Below are 15,873 nucleotides of genomic sequence, written 5' to 3'. Positions count from 1 at the left end.
CACACGCGCGCCACAGACCGAAAGCCACGTCCGCCACGGTGGGAGCAGTTTGTCGCCGTGCTCGCCTATGAGGGCGTCAACGCTTTCGAGCTAGGAATTGCGGTGGAAGTGTTCGGCCTGACAGATATGGGCACTGACTGGTATCGCCTTGTCGTCTGCAGCGAGCATCCAGGACGGCCGCTTGCGGCCAATAACGGCATCAGAATTGTTGCGGACAATGGTCTGAAGACGCTCGCACGGGGCGAACACGCTCACCGTGCCGGGGTGGTCGCATATCGAACACGTTCCGTCCGTAACACTGCTCGACACACTGCGCCGTGCACGTCAGCGAGGTGTGCGGATCGCCTCGATTTGCTCCGGCGTGTTCATCCTTGCTGCGGCCGGATTGCTCGATGGCCGCCGCGCCACCGCGCATTGGGCGCGAGCTGAGCTGCTCTCAAGTAGATATCCGGCCGTAAACGTCGACCGAAACGTGCTCTATGTCGACGACGGCGACATCATGAGGTCAGCCGGCCGTGCGGCAGGATTCGATCTGTGCCTCCACATCGTCAGACGAGACTATGGCGCGGAGATCGTCAACCAGGGTCGCACAGCGGCTGGTCGTGCCGCCCCATCGCGAAGGCGGGCAAACGCAGTATATTCCGCAACCCGTTCGCAAAGCTGAGGGCGATGCCATGGCATCCGTGTTTGCGTGCGCGCAACATCATCTGGATCAAGACCAGGTGATCGACCGCCTTGCCTCCCGGGCAAGAATGAGTCGTCGCACGTTCATCCGACGATTCGAGGAAGCAACCGGCATGTCGCCCGGTGATTGGGTGATGCAGGCGCGCGTGTCGCGGGCTCGCGAACTCCCTTGAGGTGACACAGCTCCCAATAGAGGGTATCGCGGCCGCGACCGGCTTCGGCTCGGCTGAAGCGCTGAGACATCATTTCAGACGGCGAATCGGTACAAGCCCCATGCGTTATCGCGCGGTCTTTCAGGTGTCCGTGCGCACGGGAGTGGGTGCCGGAAATCGCTGATCGGCCACCAAGCAGCAGGGGCCTTCGCATCGCAATAGTCAGCATTGCAGGATTCCCATCTTTTTACTCGAGAGCGGTCTATGCGCCGTCGAATGCCCAGACTGGGGATGCCTAACTTCTTGGCCTTGTCGGCTGGTCCTCACTGCATCCTCACTTCGTGTGGCTTCCCAGTACGGTCTTCGCAGTCATAAAGTTTATCGTTCCGCGCGGTTGGGGTGTTCCGACGGAGACTCAACATCTCGGCGGCACGAATTGACGCGCCTATTCCATTTTGGGAGAGCGGAAACCGCTGCCGACACCGACTTCAGACGCGATAGGCCTCGAGCGATGGTTCCAGGCAACGTGCGGCAATCTTGGTCGCAGGTAACTGGACGAAGCCCGAGAGGCTTGATGAAGAAGCGGCTTACACCCCTGCAGCCCAAGCGGCAGAACGGTGATATCGCTTCGTAAAATCGTGACGGCACCGACCGGACAAATGCCAACCCACGTTGGAAAATATGAGTGCCCCCTTCGCCGCACTTCTGAGCAGTCGGACAAGCGTCTGCCGAGAGAAGTTAGCCTGTAGGAGCTGCCACATTGATACAATGACGGCCTTGTAGAGACCAATGGTGAAGCTCGGAGCGTCCGAGGTGACTTTTCGCGCTTTCAATCCGTCAAGCCTCGTTCCGCTTCCTTCACACTGCACCTCGGCGCGTGCACAAAGCAGGCGCCGTTTAGCATGCCAGGTTCGCAGGATTCGGCCGAAGTAGTACAACCTCGAACCGACCCTCGAAGTATTGAAGCAGCTGCATCAGCTGCATACTCCGGTAATCCGCATGAACTCGATCCGTTTACCGGAAAACATGTTCCAATTGACATTGATTCAATCGTCGATCGAAAATGGCGACGGGCACGGTGTATGAACACCTGAAGTCGCGCGATGAGGCCGCAGACCGGGCTTGACCGTCATCGCGACAAGCACCTCGATGTCTCGAAATTTTCCCGTCACAGATGAGGAGGCGTGTGGCCGGATAAGCACCGCACTCCAGCTTTCTTAGTGGTATTGGTAGGATAGCGAAGTATTGGCTACTCAATTCCTAATGGCGATAGCCATTGGTCTCGTTATGAAGGATATTCCCAGTTCGAAAGAGAATGATGAAAGAGCTCTCCAGCGGGCATGCCGGAGGCTCTTTGGAGGTTGATTGATAGGTTATTCTCGCCCGCACCAGCCTTTGGCTGGTTGATGACTTGGTTGGGAAGTCGTCGGACGAAGTTGGTCGTCCAGATCTCATTGAGGTCAATGAACTCGCCGCTCTCATTGAGCTCGCGTGACCGTGGTTCGGAAGGCCGCATAGCGATCTCGTCGAACCATAGGCTCAGATTTCTGAGCCGTTAAATTTGCCACGTGCCTCGTATTGAGTTTTCAATCTTAGCTCATTTATGGATCATTGGACGCTGGGGTGTCGCCGGCTGATCGAAGCTCGTGAGCTGATAGCTCAGCGAACCCAACACTGTGAACCCATGGAATCCAGCGGACACGTCCGCACCGCCAATGCCCGGCGTTGCGCCCCAAGCCCGATGGTACACTTCGTCGGTAGCCCAAACCGTCAAATTAGCGGGACCGAAGTTATACCCGAGAAGCCCACCAACTGCGAGGGCTTCGTACCTCCCGTTATTGATCGGCTTGAGCACGCTGGTTTTATCGGAAGATACTTGCGAATAGAAGTATGCCACGGGTCCGATTGTCCATTTGTCGATCGTCTTGGTCGCTGTTAAATCGACATGAAAAATGTCTCCGGTCCGATAGCCAGAGACCGTGCTCGCCGTGTTGAACTCTTCATAAAGCCAAGCCGTCAAATTCCAGCCGCCCTTTAGGTAGGACAGTGCGAATTCCGGTTGAAATGTCCAGTAAGCGCGACCAACATCCGATATACCCAGCGGGCCGGTAATAGAACCATCTGGCACGTACATCCCAAGTCCGGCTTTGGCGAAGTAGCCTTGCCCGAGATTCCAAGACAGTTCGATCGGCGCTATATAGGTGTTGTTCATGCCCGCAGTCGAGAAGGTAGACCCACCGTTGACTCCGGCCTGCACCCAAGGCTGCGCAACTACAGCAGTGTAGGCCGCTCCGAGAAACTCCCATCCTGGTACGAATAGGAGACCTTGAACGTCAACAGCAACATGCTGGTGGGTTCCAGGCAGTGCGCCAGGGCCGTCTTGAGTAGCCTGAAAGGTGAAGACTTGATTGAACATATAGATTCCGGGTGACGGATCAGCCGCAGAGGCTCCGAGGAAAATGCCGGGTTTCGTTGCAATACCGGCTTCGCTCCCCATCGCCATCCTTGGCTGAAATCCCGCAGCCACGACGATACCACCTACTACTAGTGCACGCGCCATCATAGCGACTCTAGAATACGGCGAACGTGCCTGAAGTTCACGAACGGCAGCTTGATCCATTGCCGAACCAATAAGATGCCTCATCACCTGCATGCGTTTCTCCAATCGTGCTTTTCGAAAGCAGTTGGCTTGACCGTTCCGGAAAAAACCAACGACTTTGGATTCGTCATCAATTCTGAGCTGCAGAGCTTGTTCGGGCGCCCACTGATCCGCTTCAATCAGCTAGTGTCGCGAGGGGTCACGTTCCACATCTCATGGAGAATTGTAAGCTGGGAAACGTCGCGGCGCTCCGCTTCACACTGTGCCTATCGCACCAACCGAGTGGATCGATGTCTTGAGTGTGCTCTCGCACCATCAGATTTGTGCGTTTCACACCAGCGCTTGCGAAGAACGACTGACCACATCATAGTGGTCCACAACTCTGATCATGGCAGCGGTGAAAGCGTGTGCACGCGATCACGAGGATCGCATGGTAACGCTACAGCGTCGCATCTGACTTGGCGCCACGAGTATAAGTATCCCGGGCCATCTGGGTTCCGGCGATTCACATGAGGTGATGTTTTTGAGGCCCAGTTAGTATCCCCTTTGAGTCCGGGTGGTGCTCATGTGGGGGGTATCGCCACTACGACGGCGCCCCCATCTTCCGCAGCCGGTTCATGTGCTGCACGATCGCCTCCCGGCATCGGTTCGCGATAGCTTCAGCGCCCGAAGAACTCATTGGCCGATATCAACTGGCGCGCCCTCCCTTGCCCCACCACATACGGATTTCCACGATTTCGGGATACTCCCATGTCTGGCTCGTTCGACGGCGCAGGCGAGGTCGGCTTATGCGATTTCATTGCCGTGTGATTCGTCCTGGAGTTTTCGGAGGTAACGGCCTCGTTAACGACAATTAGCAACAACGAGCCCCCACACTGCGAAATTCGGCTTATCCTCCGAGAGCAATCAACGAAGCAAACAAGCTCTATGTCCAGCAATTCGACTAGCCAATCAGATCGCTATTTACTTACCGCGAGCTTCTCCGATGGCCAGGGCTTCCCATGTCGATTGCAACGCAACGGCTGAATCAGGCCCTCCTAAGGTCGCCTAGGATGATATCTGCACTTCGCGTTCCATCCGCGCCAACTGGTGCGCAGCTGCGTACGCGCCTTCAATTATTGAGTAACAACAACATGCTCTTTGAGCGAGACGCTTCCGGTTATCGACGTGTACCAATCCACGCATTTTGCGGATCAAGCCTTGTTTCTCAAAGCGGATCAGCATCCTCGTTACTCCGGCACGAGGTAACCCGAGTACGGTGGAAAGATAGTCGTGCGTGACCGAAAATATCTGATTATCCACCGCATCACATGCAAGGCAGAGCCAGCATGCCAGACGCTGCTCGAGGCCATGACGAACACCGCACAATGCACTTTGAGACCCATGCACGACGAGCGCTTGTGCGTATGAGGCAAGATTTGCCCGGATCAGCGGTCGCTCAACCATCACCCGGCGTAGATCTTCGGAAGTAATACTCAACGCACTCCCCGGAAACAGCACAACGGATTGATGATTTGGAACATGTGTTCCAAAGACGGATGAGATCCCAACAGCGCCGCGATACCCTACGATGGCAGTTTCAAGTAAGCTTCCACCGGCAACTACTCTTAGCGAAACCATTCCCGAATCGACGAAATAGACCATGTCAGCGGGCTTCTTCGGCTCTTGCAAAACCATACGTTCTCTTAGCTGGGCTGGCTTAAGGAACGGCCTCACATATGCGAGGTCCGGCAACAAGAGGTTCGCTAGAATCTTGTTCCGTGTAGTTGACCGTCGGATGAACTGAGCAAGCATTTCCTCAGCCCTCGATTTGGAAACAACGTGAATATCTATTGGGCTCGTTGTTCTTGCGCGCCAGCGTGATGATCTCGACGAAGACAAGTGAACTGACCCTTGCCTTTCGATACCACGCGTTGTGCTGGTTCTCCTCGGCTTGCGGTTGATAACCTGGCGCACGAGGGTACCTCACCGCAGGCAGCTCGTCGGGAACGGCATCGATGTAGTTGTAAGCTTCGAGCGCCCCCTTGATCAGGCCGCGAAACGAGGCGATGTCTTCATCGGTAATTGAAAGACCACATTGCCCTGCGACATCTCGCAACTGCGCTGGTGTAGGCGGGACGGCTGACACTGGACTCTCCTCCTCGAGGCCTGGATATTTCGTAACGGTGAGGCCGCTCTGCGGTGGCTTGTCACTAATGCTCCAGGGAAATATGTCCGATACGGCTTAGTCACGCGCCCAGTGATCCGAACTGAGTAATTTTGAGTAATTCATTCCAGGAAGTTTGCCAGTAAGAGCAGCAAGTTCTGCGGGAATGCAGCGGCTTCAGCTACCAGTAGCAATCAAACTCGCATAAAAGAGGACACAAAACTGGCGAACGTATCTTTTGTGAACCCCGCTCAACCGCACTTGCGCGACCAAGACGGCTGGCAGCTAAACATGGCGCTCAGAGTGACATCTCAACAGAAGTTAGATCAGCAGCTTCCATATCGAAATTCGCCGCAATCGGTAGTTGGCCGAAAACGGTGAAGAGGACGCGCATCGGGTTACCCCTATGATGCAGAGTCAAATATTAGGTACTAGGAAGTTAGCCGCCAGATGGTTGCTCCAGCTCCTCCGACACCCGCAAAGCTTCGCTCGATAATTAATCGGGATTGCGAGATGAACGATGATGTAATATTTGCCGCGTTCCGTTATTGCGGGTCAGTACAAACGTAAAGCGAGCTGGTATCGCCACAGTTTGATCGCTGCGCGGTCGGGAAAAGAAATATTTGCCCACTGCCAGAACGACGTTGGGTGCCAACCTGACACAGTGCCAAGCGTCAAATCTGACCGTAGCCGTGCCATTAAAATATGTGCGTATCTGTTCGGCACGAATGTGAAGCTTAGAACTCGATGTACCGTGAAGTAGCGCATCACCTGCGTATGGGGTGACCAGCTTCTCAAGGTCGTGAGCGTTAAAAGGTTCGCGGCCAGAGCTCGAAGAAAGCACACATATCCGGCATCATATCATCGTTGTTCAAAGCGAACACCTACCGAAATGGTGAATTCGTCTGCTGGAGACCGTTGACACGTATTATTCAGCCGGCTGGGGCCGTTGGAAGCAGTCGCCGATCGTGAAAGCTGCGCTGACGCCTTACAGATCGGCACCGACGCCCCTGAGCACCACCGCAAAGCTGCGCAACCTTCATGCCATGCAACGTCCGCAGTCCCAGCTTCAACAAGGAGCGGGACAGCCCCAATTGGACGTCCCCTTCTCACCTAGACTGCGCGCGTTACTGACCTGTCCTGGATTATCGTAGCGGCCTCAGTGTAGGATGGGGACGATCACCTTCAAGCCTATCGTCGCGCTCTCGCGCGAGCTCAGCGCGAGATATAAGCCTATCTGGGCAACCGTCAGGCCCCAGTCAAACTCGGTCCTCGACGAACGCTTCAAATGTCCTATAGCTAAGGGGGCGCTACGGAGGCTTTGGTGGCGGGACGGTGCATGCCGTCCAAGTAGTAAAGCTGATTGAAACTCGCCCGGAACAAAACTAATGCGTCATCACGCTGGCAATTCGCGGGGGCGTGGTCCACCTGTTGCCCAGTCGAGCAACTCAACCGTATGCACGACCGGTAACGACGTTCCACTGGCGATTTGGGTAATGCAGCCAATGTTGCCTGCCGCGATTATTTGCCGAGGTACCTTCTATATTAGCCACTTACGATCGCGTAGCTTGCTGGCGAGCTCCGGCTGGAGCAGGTTGTAGGTACCTGCCGAACCGCAGCAAAGACGACCTTCTGGCGTCGACAACGATGAACCCTGCCTGCTTGAGGAGCTCTTTGGGTTGCGAGCGTACTCGCTGACCATGCTGCAACGAACAGGCGCTGTGATACGCGACCCGTCGTCCAGTCGGAGTGACTTGCGAACGAAGACCGATTTCGCTCATAACTTCGGAAACGTCGCGGGCCAATGACGCAATTACCTGCGCTTTTTGGGCGAGCTTCGGATCATCTCGAAACAAAAAGCCGTAGTCCTTCACGGCCGTTGCACATCCCGACGCATTGATGACGATAGCGTCAAGGCCGGCCTCCTCAAGCTCTTCGCTCCACGCCTCGATATTGCCGCGCGCCCAGCCGCGTCCATCCTGACCGAGATGATGGTTCAGCGCACCACAGCAGCCGGCGCCGGCGTGATCACAACCTCACATCCGTGCCTAGTCAACAGACGGATTGTCGCCTCATTGATCTGAGGCGCCAAAACCTGCTGGGCACAGCCGGGGAGCAGGGCAACACGCCGCTTGCGTGTAAGCGCACTGGATATCACTTGAGGCCGCGCCAATTTTGAGGCACGCGGGATCCGCTCAGGGATGAGATCAAGTGATGCGCGCAACCGAACCGGCATCAGCCAAGCGAACGGCTTGATGAGACGCGAGAAGGTCAGCGCCGCTCGGAACAGGCGAGGCCTAGGAAGTACCAAGCCGAGCAAATGCCGTAGCATCCGGTCGAACCATGGCCGGCGGTAGGTTTTTTCGATGTGATGTCGGGCATGATCGACCAGATGCATATATTTGACACCGGACGGACAGGTCGACATACAGGACAGACAGGACAGGCAGCGATCGATGTGCTTGACGACCTCTTTCGTCGCCGCCGGCTGTGTTCGAGCATATCCTTTATCAGATAGATGCGTCCGCGCGGACTATCGAGCTCGTCGCCGAACAGGGCATAGGTCGGACAGGTAGACGTGCAGAACCCGCAGTGCACACACGAGCGAAGAATCTTTTCAGCGATGCGCATTTCGGAATCAGCAAGCTGCTCTTCGGTGAAGTTTGTCTGCATGACAGCTAATGTCCCTCGTGCATGCGGCCACCATTAAGGACGCCCTGAGGATCGAAGCCACGCTTGATCCGCAGTGCGAGGTCCGCAATTGGCCCCTCTAGCGGATCGAACACCGCAACTCTCTCTCGCGTTTGCGCGCGGGCGACGACAAGCCTCCCGTCCGCCTCACGGCTCCGCGAACAACCGCCGCGCCGGCGTCCAGGCCGGCTTCGCCTGCATCAATGCTGAGCCACACTTGCCCTCCACCCCAATCGTATAGCGCGTTCACAGAACTTAATTTGGCGCGCACGTTGGCCACGACCAGCGCCGCCGAACTTGGTGTCGGGCAGAGACGCCACAAGACACGGGGGCCACGCGGTAGAAGCGGCTGTACCTCGCCGATCTCGTTCCAAAGGTTTGCCGACTCAACACGGAAAAGACGTGTGCCGTGTCCGAACTTCTTTTCGAGGGCTTCAGCCCGATAGATGACCGAAGGATGAGGACCTTCTAGCCGCACCGCCGTAGCCGAGCCCTTACCATTTGAAACAGCGCTCGTCTCGGATCGCCGCGCCGCGGAAGCCGGCAGATGAGCAACATAAGAGACCTCAAAGCGGGTGTTCAGCGCAGCCGCCATGAGTTCTATTGCAAGCTCATCAGAAAGCTCCCGGAGCAGAAGGGTAATTTCCCGCCTCTGGTTTGGGGGAGACCTTCATAGTTGCTTCCGTCAGTACAGACAAGGTGCCAAAGGCCCCTGCTTGCAGCTTGCACATGTCGAAGCCCGTTACGTTCTTTACGACTTTGCCTCCTGCCTTCCTACCTCTCCCCTGCCATTGACTGCGGAAAAGCCCAGGAAGAAATCGCGTGCTGCGCCTGCACGAACCCGCCGAGGCCCCGCAAGATTACAGGCCAAAGTTCCGCAAAGGCCAGGGACTGAAGCAAATTGTGCCAATTGGGCGGCTCGAAGGAAAGCATCTGGCCCTTGGCTTCGAGCTCAGCCTGAATAATCACCAGAGGGGTCCCGTCACGAGCAGTCAGAATAAGCTCAGCAGGCTCGTAGTCGACGATCTCACAGATTTGCGAAACGTCGAGGAGTATGCTGGGTCATCGTCGACCGGCACGCCGCGCGCTTGCTACCACCAGCGACGACCTCGAATTTTCTTGTTTTCTGCGGCCGCCCAAGCGACTACGTCCGCGAGCTGTCCCACATCCGACGGCCGGTAGACAGTCATAACCTACTCTTCCGTCAAAATCGAGGGAGGCTTGGGAAGCGAAGCTTGCCACCATGCACGTGCATTCGACCCAATTCCGAACAACGGCAAAGCTGCGGGAAGACCTTGCCGTGGTGAAGCAGGCTCTCTGGATCAAAGGCGCACTGCGGAGGTGGCAGGCCTGGTTCTCCATGGCAATGCGCGCTCCCACGAAGGGATGCCTCTGCCTCGCGGTAACTACGCGGGCGGACACGACCGCCGGGCTCGAACCGAACGTCATGGCCGCGCAATTCAGAATCAAGTAGATCTCACGGCGAGCGTACCTTGGCGTGGGGCACTCGTGACGGCCCGTCGTCACGGGCCGGACTGCGAGCCGACCACACTTTTTGTCGTGTAGAACGCTCTGACGTAGCTGCTGGAGGCCGAGTGCGGGGCGCTGCCCGTAGATGATCGCGATTCGCGGACGAGTGTGGGCGTCGAAAGCTTCACTCTTTTCACATCAAGACATCCTGAAAAATTCCCTCGCGTTCTCGCGAAGGACTCTAATCGCCAGACGTTCGGCGTCTCCGGATCGAAAGTACCCGTTCGCAACTTTTTCCTCCAGAACCTCGCCAACCAATCGGCGCCCGCTTTGAATCGCGGCGAACGTCTCCTCAACGTGCAGGCAATCTCCTCCGATCATCATTCGCGATTCATCCGGCATGACTTCGATAGCCTCGTGCAGCGCGAGCTTGAAATGGGACGGGCTCAATAGAAACGACCAACACAAATCGAGCCAAACATTTCGATATACAAACGCCATTCCCAACAAGTCCCGGCTCCAGGGATACGCCAAATGCATCAGCAAAAAGCGGGTCCGAGGATGACGCTCAATCAACCCGGCAATCCGCAGCGGATGGGAGCCGCTTATGATCGCGGTTCCAAGGTGAGTTTGAACTGGCAGGTCCGCCTCGCCTGCGAGTTGACAAAACAAGTCGACAATAAAGTCGCAGAAAGCCTTGCGCGCCGCAGGGGACGGCGAGATTTGTCCCCACGCCTGCCGAGCCAGTTCTTCGTTTGGTTCGTCAAAGCTTAGATCCCGATCATAGGCGAGCGCGTTCTTGAGCGCAATGTGATTGCGCCGGGCGCAGCCGGCTACGAGCTCACGGATCGCGGCGCAATAATCGTCGAAGGTTTTCACCTCCATGCCGAGTCGTCGCAGCAACGTATGGCCGCAATTTCCATTGTGATCACGGGATTCCGGGTGCCAACCGAGGGCGAATGCGTTAATTCGCAGGACCGCGTCGTAGCTTTCCCCAAGGACCGGGCGCGGATCCATTAATGGGTCGAGAAAAGGGTCCGTCACAATCCTCTTGATGGCGGCGCGTCCAATCACTTCACTTGGCCATCTCGCATCCTTGTGGCGTAAGCGTACTGAAGCGTCTACCGCCTCCCAGTTTTCGCGAGTAATTCCAGTGTCGGCGACGCCGTAAAGGTCGGCGACGCCGCGAACGAGGTTGCGGACGAAAGCATTTGGGCCGCTCTTCTCCAGGAATGGCGCAAGAGCCTCCCAGGTGGTCGGCTCAGTTGGAGTAGATATCATACCGCCAGTCGCCTTAGGTTCGGATGGCAGAACATAGCTTGTCCAAGCCGCATAGCTCTGTTGAAACAGTTTCAGCAGGTTTACGTCGCGGCTAAGTGCGACCTCTGGCATGTGATGTTCATGGACATCGACGACTTCGCACGCATTCACAAAATCGCTAATCGTTTCAGACATTGTCCCTCTCTGTTCAGCCATTGCACGGAACTCCAAGGCGCCACTTATCGGCGACTAAATGATAGTCGAGGCTGTCCCTAAGGCGCCAGAGACGTCAAAAGCCGTGGGTCGTCGCGTAACTGCTGCGAAGGGCCGGAAAGCGCGACACGGCCGCGATCGAGCACATAAGCGTGGTCCGCCACTCGCATTGCGAGATCGAGATGTTGCTCTACGATGATGATCGCGATCTCTCTGGCGAGTTCGGTCAACCGCTCGGTGATCTCCTCGATAACGCCAATCCAGACACCCTCGGTCGGCTCATCCAGCAGCAGGAGTTTCGGGTTTCCCAACATCGCGCGCCCGATTGCGAGCATCTTGCGCTCGCCACCGGAGAGCGTTCCGGCCGGCTGATCCAGGCGCTGGCCGAGTTTTGGAAACATCGTGATGACCCGATCCACGGCCGATCCATCGCGGTGCAAAAGCGATCCGACGGCGAGATTGTCGCGTACGGAGAGGCGCGCGAACACCGAATGCTCTTGCGGCACGTAGCCGATGCCGGCGCGCACCCTCTCTTCGGTCCGGCGGCGATCGATGTCGCGGCTGTCGAACTGTACCTCGCCCTTCCATGTCGGCAGTTCGCCCACGATCGCCTTCATGAGCGTGCTCTTTCCGGCGCCGTTGCGGCCGAGGACGGCTACACCGCCGCGCGGCGGGACGGCCATATTGACGCCGAACAAGACCTGGCTGCGTCCATAGCCGGTATCGAGATGCTTGATATTGAGGAATTCAGGCACGGCGCAAATAGATCTCCTGGACGCTTCTGTTGGCCTGGATCTCGGCAACCGTCCCTGACGCCAGCACCTTGCCCTGATCGAGCACGGTCAGGCGGTCGCAGATGTCGCGGATGAAATCCAGGTCGTGCTCCACGATGACGAGCGAGCAATGCTGCTTGATCGGCTGCAGCAACTCGCCCGTGACGCGGCGCTCCTCCAGGCTCATCCCCCCGGTAGGTTCGTCGAGGAGCAGCAGGCGCGGCCGGCATGCGAGCGCCATCGCGATCTCCAACCATTGCTGCTGCCCGTGAGACAGGGTTGCCGCAGCATCAAAGGCGCGATTGGCAAGCCGGAACTGGAGAAGCATCGTCATGACCTCCTCGTGCAGTCGTCCGCGACTGCGCGAGAACGCCAGGTCCAGCAGTGAGGACCGGGCCTGCAGCGCGAGCAGGATGTTGTCGTAAAGCGTGAGGGTCGGTAGCACGGCGGTGATCTGGAATTTCAGGCTCATGCCCGCGCGCGCACGCTCTGGCGGCGTCAATGAGGTGACGTCGGTATTGATGAACGTCACTTTGCCTCTCGTCGGCACGAGCGCACCTGCAAGACACTTCATCAGCGTGCTCTTGCCCGAGCCGTTCGGCCCGATCAAGCCATGAAACTCTCTCTCGCCGACCGTGAGCGCCGCTCCCTCCAGCGCGGTGAGCTTGCCGAATACCTTGGAGATGCCCACGGCTTCAAGGAGCGGCATCGCGTTGCTCCTTCAGGCTCGGGCCGAAATGACCGACGCGTTCCCGTTCGCCCAGCACGAGGCTGATCAAGCCGAGCGGCCGGAACAGAATGACAAGCAACAGCAGAACACCAAGAATGATCGGCCAAATGTCCCGATAGTTGTCGGAGAGCCAGAAGCTGAGGCCCTCGACAATCGCGGTGCCGATGACCGCGCCGATCAATGTCCCGGAGCCGCCGAACAGGACGTAGAGCACGACCTGGGTCGACATGACCACGCCCAGCATGTTGGTCCATACGAACCCCTCGTGAAACGCATAGAGGCTGCCGGCTGTCCCCGCGATCGCGCCGCTGATTGCGAATATGATCGCCTTCAAATGTTGCACTTTGTAGCCGAAGAAGGCGACGCGCTGTTCGTTCTCTCGCAATCCCGCCAGCGCCAGCCCGAACTGGGATCGCAACAGATACCGCGACAGAAGGTAGATCAGAACCAGAATGGCGAGCACCAGGTAATAGAATCCCGATCCCTCGCTCAGTTCGTACGAGCCGATCGTCATCGGCTGGATCGAAGGGATGCCGTTCTGCCCGCCAAGATAATGAGAACCGCGCGCCAATCGGTCGGCCGCGTAAGCTCCGGTCATCGTACCAAGCGAAACGAAGACCACACTGGAGGGGTGACGGCCAAGCAGCAGGAAAGCTGCCAGCAACAATGCCGCGACAAAGCCGATCAGGGTTCCGACCGGAAGAACGGCAAAAATCGATCCGACCCCGAAATCGCGTGAAAGCAGCGCCACGCCGTAGCCGGCCATGCCGAAGAACAACGACTGACCCAAGCTCAAGATCCCGGCATAGCCCCACACCAGATCGAACGACAAGGCAAAGAGGCACAGGATGAGAACTCGTGTCGCATAGACAGTGATGTAATCCCGCAGGAAGAGCGGCGCGATCGAAGCAGCTATCAGCAATGCCAATTCAACAATCGGAAGCACCCTCGTTCGCCCGGCGAAGGCAGATGGCATGCCGGGCGAACGAGCACCTTCAATCACGCGTGGCGGGGGCTGTATGCCAGTGCCGGTCGAAGACATCAGCACTCCTTCGGATCGACCAGGCCGGCGCTACGCGCGACGATCTCGTACTGGCCGCCCTTCGCCACGCCAATGTACATGTTCATCCTGCAGTGCCGCTTGCCGGGCGCCATCTCGGCAGGCCCGCCCGGCCCTTCCGCAATTTTCGCGTGGTCGAGGGCCGCGGCGACCGCGTCACGGTTAATTGTACCGGCCTCCTTCACTGCAGCTTCCCACAGCTTCAGACCTCTATAGGTGCCGGTCGCGGCGCTGCCTGCGGAGAACCGGAACTTGGCAGGGAACTGCTTGTCGTAAGCCGACTGGATCCTGGCGCTCACCGGATCCTCTGCCGCGAGCACCTTGTAGTAGTCGAGGCTGCTCGCAAGCCCTTCAATCTCCTGGGCCTGGTTCATTTCCAGGAAGTTTTCGTCGTAATAGACGCAGCCCAGCCGCCCGCCATTTTTGGAGAAACCTGCCTGATAGAGCTGTTTGAAGAATGGGCTGACGCCGGGCGGGACAATGGCGTTGAACACCACGTCGACCTTGTTGGATATGATGCGGCTGACCGTCGAGGAAAAGTCGATCTGGTCGAGTGGATAGTATTCTTCAAAGACGACTTCGCCACCGCTGCTCTCGATCACCTTGCGCGCATAGGCGTTGATCGTTTGCGGCCAAACATAATTGGAGCCAGGCAGCGCGAAACGCTTGCCACCATTCTTGATCAGCCACGGAATGAACTGATCGCAATTCTGAGCCGGTACCGGCCCGGTGCAGAACAGATAGGGCGTGCACTCCTTGCCTTCGTACCCTTCCGGATAGATATAGAGCGTCTTGCCGCGAGAAATAATGACGTCCTTGATCGCATTGCGCATCGAGCTCGAAATGCCGCCGATCACGAGGTCGACCTTGTCTCGCTGAATCAACTTGCGCACATTGCCCACAGCGACGGATTCGTCGGAGGCAGTATCCTCAATCAGGAGCTCGATCGGACGCCCCAACAGGCCGCCGGAGTCGTTGATCTCCTTAACCAGCATGCGAGCGACATTGGCGTCGGTATTGCCGGCAAAGCCGAGTGAGCCCGTAAGGTCGGTCGCAATGCCGAGTCTGATCGGGCCTTCCGCAGCATTCGCCCAATCCGGGCGGATCACCCAGCTGCCCGGCCCCACTGCGATGGCGGCGGAGGCGAAGGCGAAATTGCGGATAAAGCGGCGGCGGCTCAGTTGACGGCTGGTATTGATCATCGGTTGACCCCTCTTCCCGAAACAAGGCCTTGCGGCCGGAACTTGATGAAAATGATGGCGAGCACGAACACCAGGACGTCTGCGATGACCGGTGACATCAGCCAGGGCAGCCAGGCATTGAACGTGCCGATGACGCTGGCCCCAGCGACCGGGCCGGCGAAGGACCCGATGCCCCCGACCATGACGGCAACGAAACCCTGGATAAGAAAACGGATGCCGAGATCGGCAAACAGAGAAAAGACCGGTACGATGAGCGCGCCGGCGAGACCCGCGAGTGCCGCACCAAACGCAAAGGTGACGCTGTAGATCATGCCCGTGGAAATGCCCGAGGCACGCGCCAGCTGTGGGTTCTCAAGCGAGGCGCGGACTCGCAGGCCGAACGAGGTGTAGGCGAGGAGTGCATGGCTCGCGGCCATGACCAGCAAAGTGATGATGACGATGACGCCGCGCCAGCTGGCAAAATGCAGATTACCGATCGTGATCGAGCCACTGATTGGCTCCGGCACCGAGAGATAGAGGCCACCGGTCAGGCCCCGCACGGCTTCGCGAATGATCAGCCCGAGCGCATAGGTGCCGAGCATGGCGACGATGGGAGCGGCATAGAATCGTCGCACCACGAGTTTTTCCAGGACGAAACCAAGTGTTCCGACCGCGACGGGCGCGGCAAGCATGCCGAGCGAGACCGGCAAACCGACGCTGTGCACGAGATAGGTGATGTAGGCGCCGAGCAGGACGAACTCGCCTTGGGCGAAATTGAAGATGCCCATCATGCTGGCAATGATCCCGAGACCGAGCACGACCAGCACGACGATCGCGCCAAAGCTCAAGATCTCGAACGTCGCGATAAGGAGCGTATCCATGCTGCTGTGTCACATCGCAAGCGATTGTGAGCA

Annotated in this window: 14 protein-coding genes and 1 pseudogene; 3 read left to right on the top strand and 12 right to left on the bottom strand. The window is 57.7% G+C overall.

Features of this window, described 5'->3' with window-relative positions:
* The first annotated feature begins 256 nt into the window (after positions 1-256).
* From ACRQ5Q_RS08895 to ACRQ5Q_RS08885, 3 genes are read left to right on the top strand one after another with little or no spacing between them, the layout of a single operon-like run.
* On the top strand, positions 257-664 hold the full coding sequence (locus ACRQ5Q_RS08895) for a DJ-1/PfpI family protein (protein WP_439397176.1): 408 nt from the start codon (positions 257-259) through the stop codon (positions 662-664).
* Complete coding sequence (locus ACRQ5Q_RS08890) at positions 561-857, top strand: helix-turn-helix domain-containing protein (protein WP_439397174.1); 297 nt, start codon at positions 561-563, stop codon at positions 855-857. The genes ACRQ5Q_RS08895 and ACRQ5Q_RS08890 overlap by 104 nt, the downstream gene beginning before the upstream one ends.
* A 1-nt stretch (position 858) precedes the next feature.
* On the top strand, positions 859-1,020 hold the full coding sequence (locus tag ACRQ5Q_RS08885; RefSeq protein ID WP_439397172.1) for a hypothetical protein: 162 nt from the start codon (positions 859-861) through the stop codon (positions 1,018-1,020).
* A gap of 1,413 nt (positions 1,021-2,433) precedes the next feature.
* On the opposite strand, the gene ACRQ5Q_RS08880 is transcribed toward ACRQ5Q_RS08885, so the two are convergent.
* The 12 genes and pseudogenes from ACRQ5Q_RS08880 to ACRQ5Q_RS08825 form a co-directional block, all read right to left on the bottom strand.
* Positions 2,434-3,489 (bottom strand): SphA family protein, encoded by a 1,056-nt coding sequence (locus tag ACRQ5Q_RS08880; RefSeq protein WP_439397171.1) that lies wholly within the window; start codon positions 3,487-3,489, stop codon positions 2,434-2,436.
* A 993-nt stretch (positions 3,490-4,482) separates the two neighbouring features.
* A complete protein-coding gene (locus tag ACRQ5Q_RS08875) occupies positions 4,483-5,079 on the bottom strand; it encodes a Crp/Fnr family transcriptional regulator (RefSeq protein WP_439397169.1) in 597 nt (198 codons plus the stop codon).
* 154 nt (positions 5,080-5,233) lie between these two features.
* Positions 5,234-5,563 (bottom strand): hypothetical protein, encoded by a 330-nt coding sequence (locus ACRQ5Q_RS08870; RefSeq protein WP_439397167.1) that lies wholly within the window; start codon positions 5,561-5,563, stop codon positions 5,234-5,236.
* Positions 5,564-7,134: 1,571 nt separating this feature from the next.
* A complete protein-coding gene (locus ACRQ5Q_RS08865) occupies positions 7,135-7,581 on the bottom strand; it encodes a hypothetical protein (RefSeq protein ID WP_439399735.1) in 447 nt (148 codons plus the stop codon).
* Positions 7,578-7,979 carry a hypothetical protein gene (locus ACRQ5Q_RS08860; RefSeq protein ID WP_439399986.1) on the bottom strand — a complete coding sequence of 134 codons (402 nt, stop codon included), beginning with the start codon at positions 7,977-7,979 and terminating at the stop codon, positions 7,578-7,580. Before ACRQ5Q_RS08860 ends, ACRQ5Q_RS08865 begins: the two co-directional genes overlap by 4 nt.
* Positions 7,980-8,059: 80 nt before the next feature.
* Positions 8,060-8,212 (bottom strand): annotated as a pseudogene (locus ACRQ5Q_RS08855) (4Fe-4S dicluster domain-containing protein); the annotation flags it as partial.
* 1,728 nt (positions 8,213-9,940) lie between these two features.
* A complete protein-coding gene (locus ACRQ5Q_RS08850) occupies positions 9,941-11,197 on the bottom strand; it encodes an amidohydrolase family protein (protein ID WP_439397165.1) in 1,257 nt (418 codons plus the stop codon).
* A gap of 77 nt (positions 11,198-11,274) precedes the next feature.
* Positions 11,275-11,970, bottom strand: coding sequence for an ABC transporter ATP-binding protein (locus tag ACRQ5Q_RS08845; protein ID WP_439397163.1), 696 nt, complete (start codon positions 11,968-11,970; stop codon positions 11,275-11,277).
* Positions 11,963-12,697, bottom strand: a complete 735-nt coding sequence (locus ACRQ5Q_RS08840) for an ABC transporter ATP-binding protein (protein ID WP_439397161.1) — start codon at positions 12,695-12,697, stop codon at positions 11,963-11,965. Before ACRQ5Q_RS08840 ends, ACRQ5Q_RS08845 begins: the two co-directional genes overlap by 8 nt.
* Positions 12,684-13,694, bottom strand: a complete 1,011-nt coding sequence (locus ACRQ5Q_RS08835; protein ID WP_439399734.1) for a branched-chain amino acid ABC transporter permease — start codon at positions 13,692-13,694, stop codon at positions 12,684-12,686. The genes ACRQ5Q_RS08840 and ACRQ5Q_RS08835 overlap by 14 nt, the downstream gene beginning before the upstream one ends.
* A 65-nt stretch (positions 13,695-13,759) precedes the next feature.
* Positions 13,760-14,980, bottom strand: coding sequence for a substrate-binding protein (locus ACRQ5Q_RS08830; RefSeq protein ID WP_439397159.1), 1,221 nt, complete (start codon positions 14,978-14,980; stop codon positions 13,760-13,762).
* On the bottom strand, positions 14,977-15,840 hold the full coding sequence (locus tag ACRQ5Q_RS08825; protein ID WP_439397158.1) for a branched-chain amino acid ABC transporter permease: 864 nt from the start codon (positions 15,838-15,840) through the stop codon (positions 14,977-14,979). Before ACRQ5Q_RS08825 ends, ACRQ5Q_RS08830 begins: the two co-directional genes overlap by 4 nt.
* Positions 15,841-15,873 lie beyond the last annotated feature (33 nt).

The sequence above is a fragment of the Bradyrhizobium sp. PMVTL-01 genome (assembly GCF_051861855.1).
In the GTDB taxonomy this organism is placed as follows: domain Bacteria; phylum Pseudomonadota; class Alphaproteobacteria; order Rhizobiales; family Xanthobacteraceae; genus Bradyrhizobium.
Note: the sequence above shows the minus strand (reverse complement) of the source record. Positions and strands in the feature narration are given on the sequence as shown.

Coding starts and splice junctions, on each gene's coding strand:
- ACRQ5Q_RS08890 (WP_439397174.1), top strand. CDS start 561: ATGGCGCGGAGATCGTCAACCAGGGTCGCACAGCGGCTGGTCGTGCCG.
- ACRQ5Q_RS08880 (WP_439397171.1), bottom strand. CDS start 3,489: ATGCAGGTGATGAGGCATCTTATTGGTTCGGCAATGGATCAAGCTGCC.
- ACRQ5Q_RS08875 (WP_439397169.1), bottom strand. CDS start 5,079: ATGGTCTATTTCGTCGATTCGGGAATGGTTTCGCTAAGAGTAGTTGCC.
- ACRQ5Q_RS08860 (WP_439399986.1), bottom strand. CDS start 7,979: ATGCATCTGGTCGATCATGCCCGACATCACATCGAAAAAACCTACCGC.
- ACRQ5Q_RS08850 (WP_439397165.1), bottom strand. CDS start 11,197: ATGTCTGAAACGATTAGCGATTTTGTGAATGCGTGCGAAGTCGTCGAT.
- ACRQ5Q_RS08840 (WP_439397161.1), bottom strand. CDS start 12,697: ATGCCGCTCCTTGAAGCCGTGGGCATCTCCAAGGTATTCGGCAAGCTC.
- ACRQ5Q_RS08835 (WP_439399734.1), bottom strand. CDS start 13,694: ATGCCATCTGCCTTCGCCGGGCGAACGAGGGTGCTTCCGATTGTTGAA.
- ACRQ5Q_RS08830 (WP_439397159.1), bottom strand. CDS start 14,980: ATGATCAATACCAGCCGTCAACTGAGCCGCCGCCGCTTTATCCGCAAT.
- ACRQ5Q_RS08825 (WP_439397158.1), bottom strand. CDS start 15,840: ATGGATACGCTCCTTATCGCGACGTTCGAGATCTTGAGCTTTGGCGCG.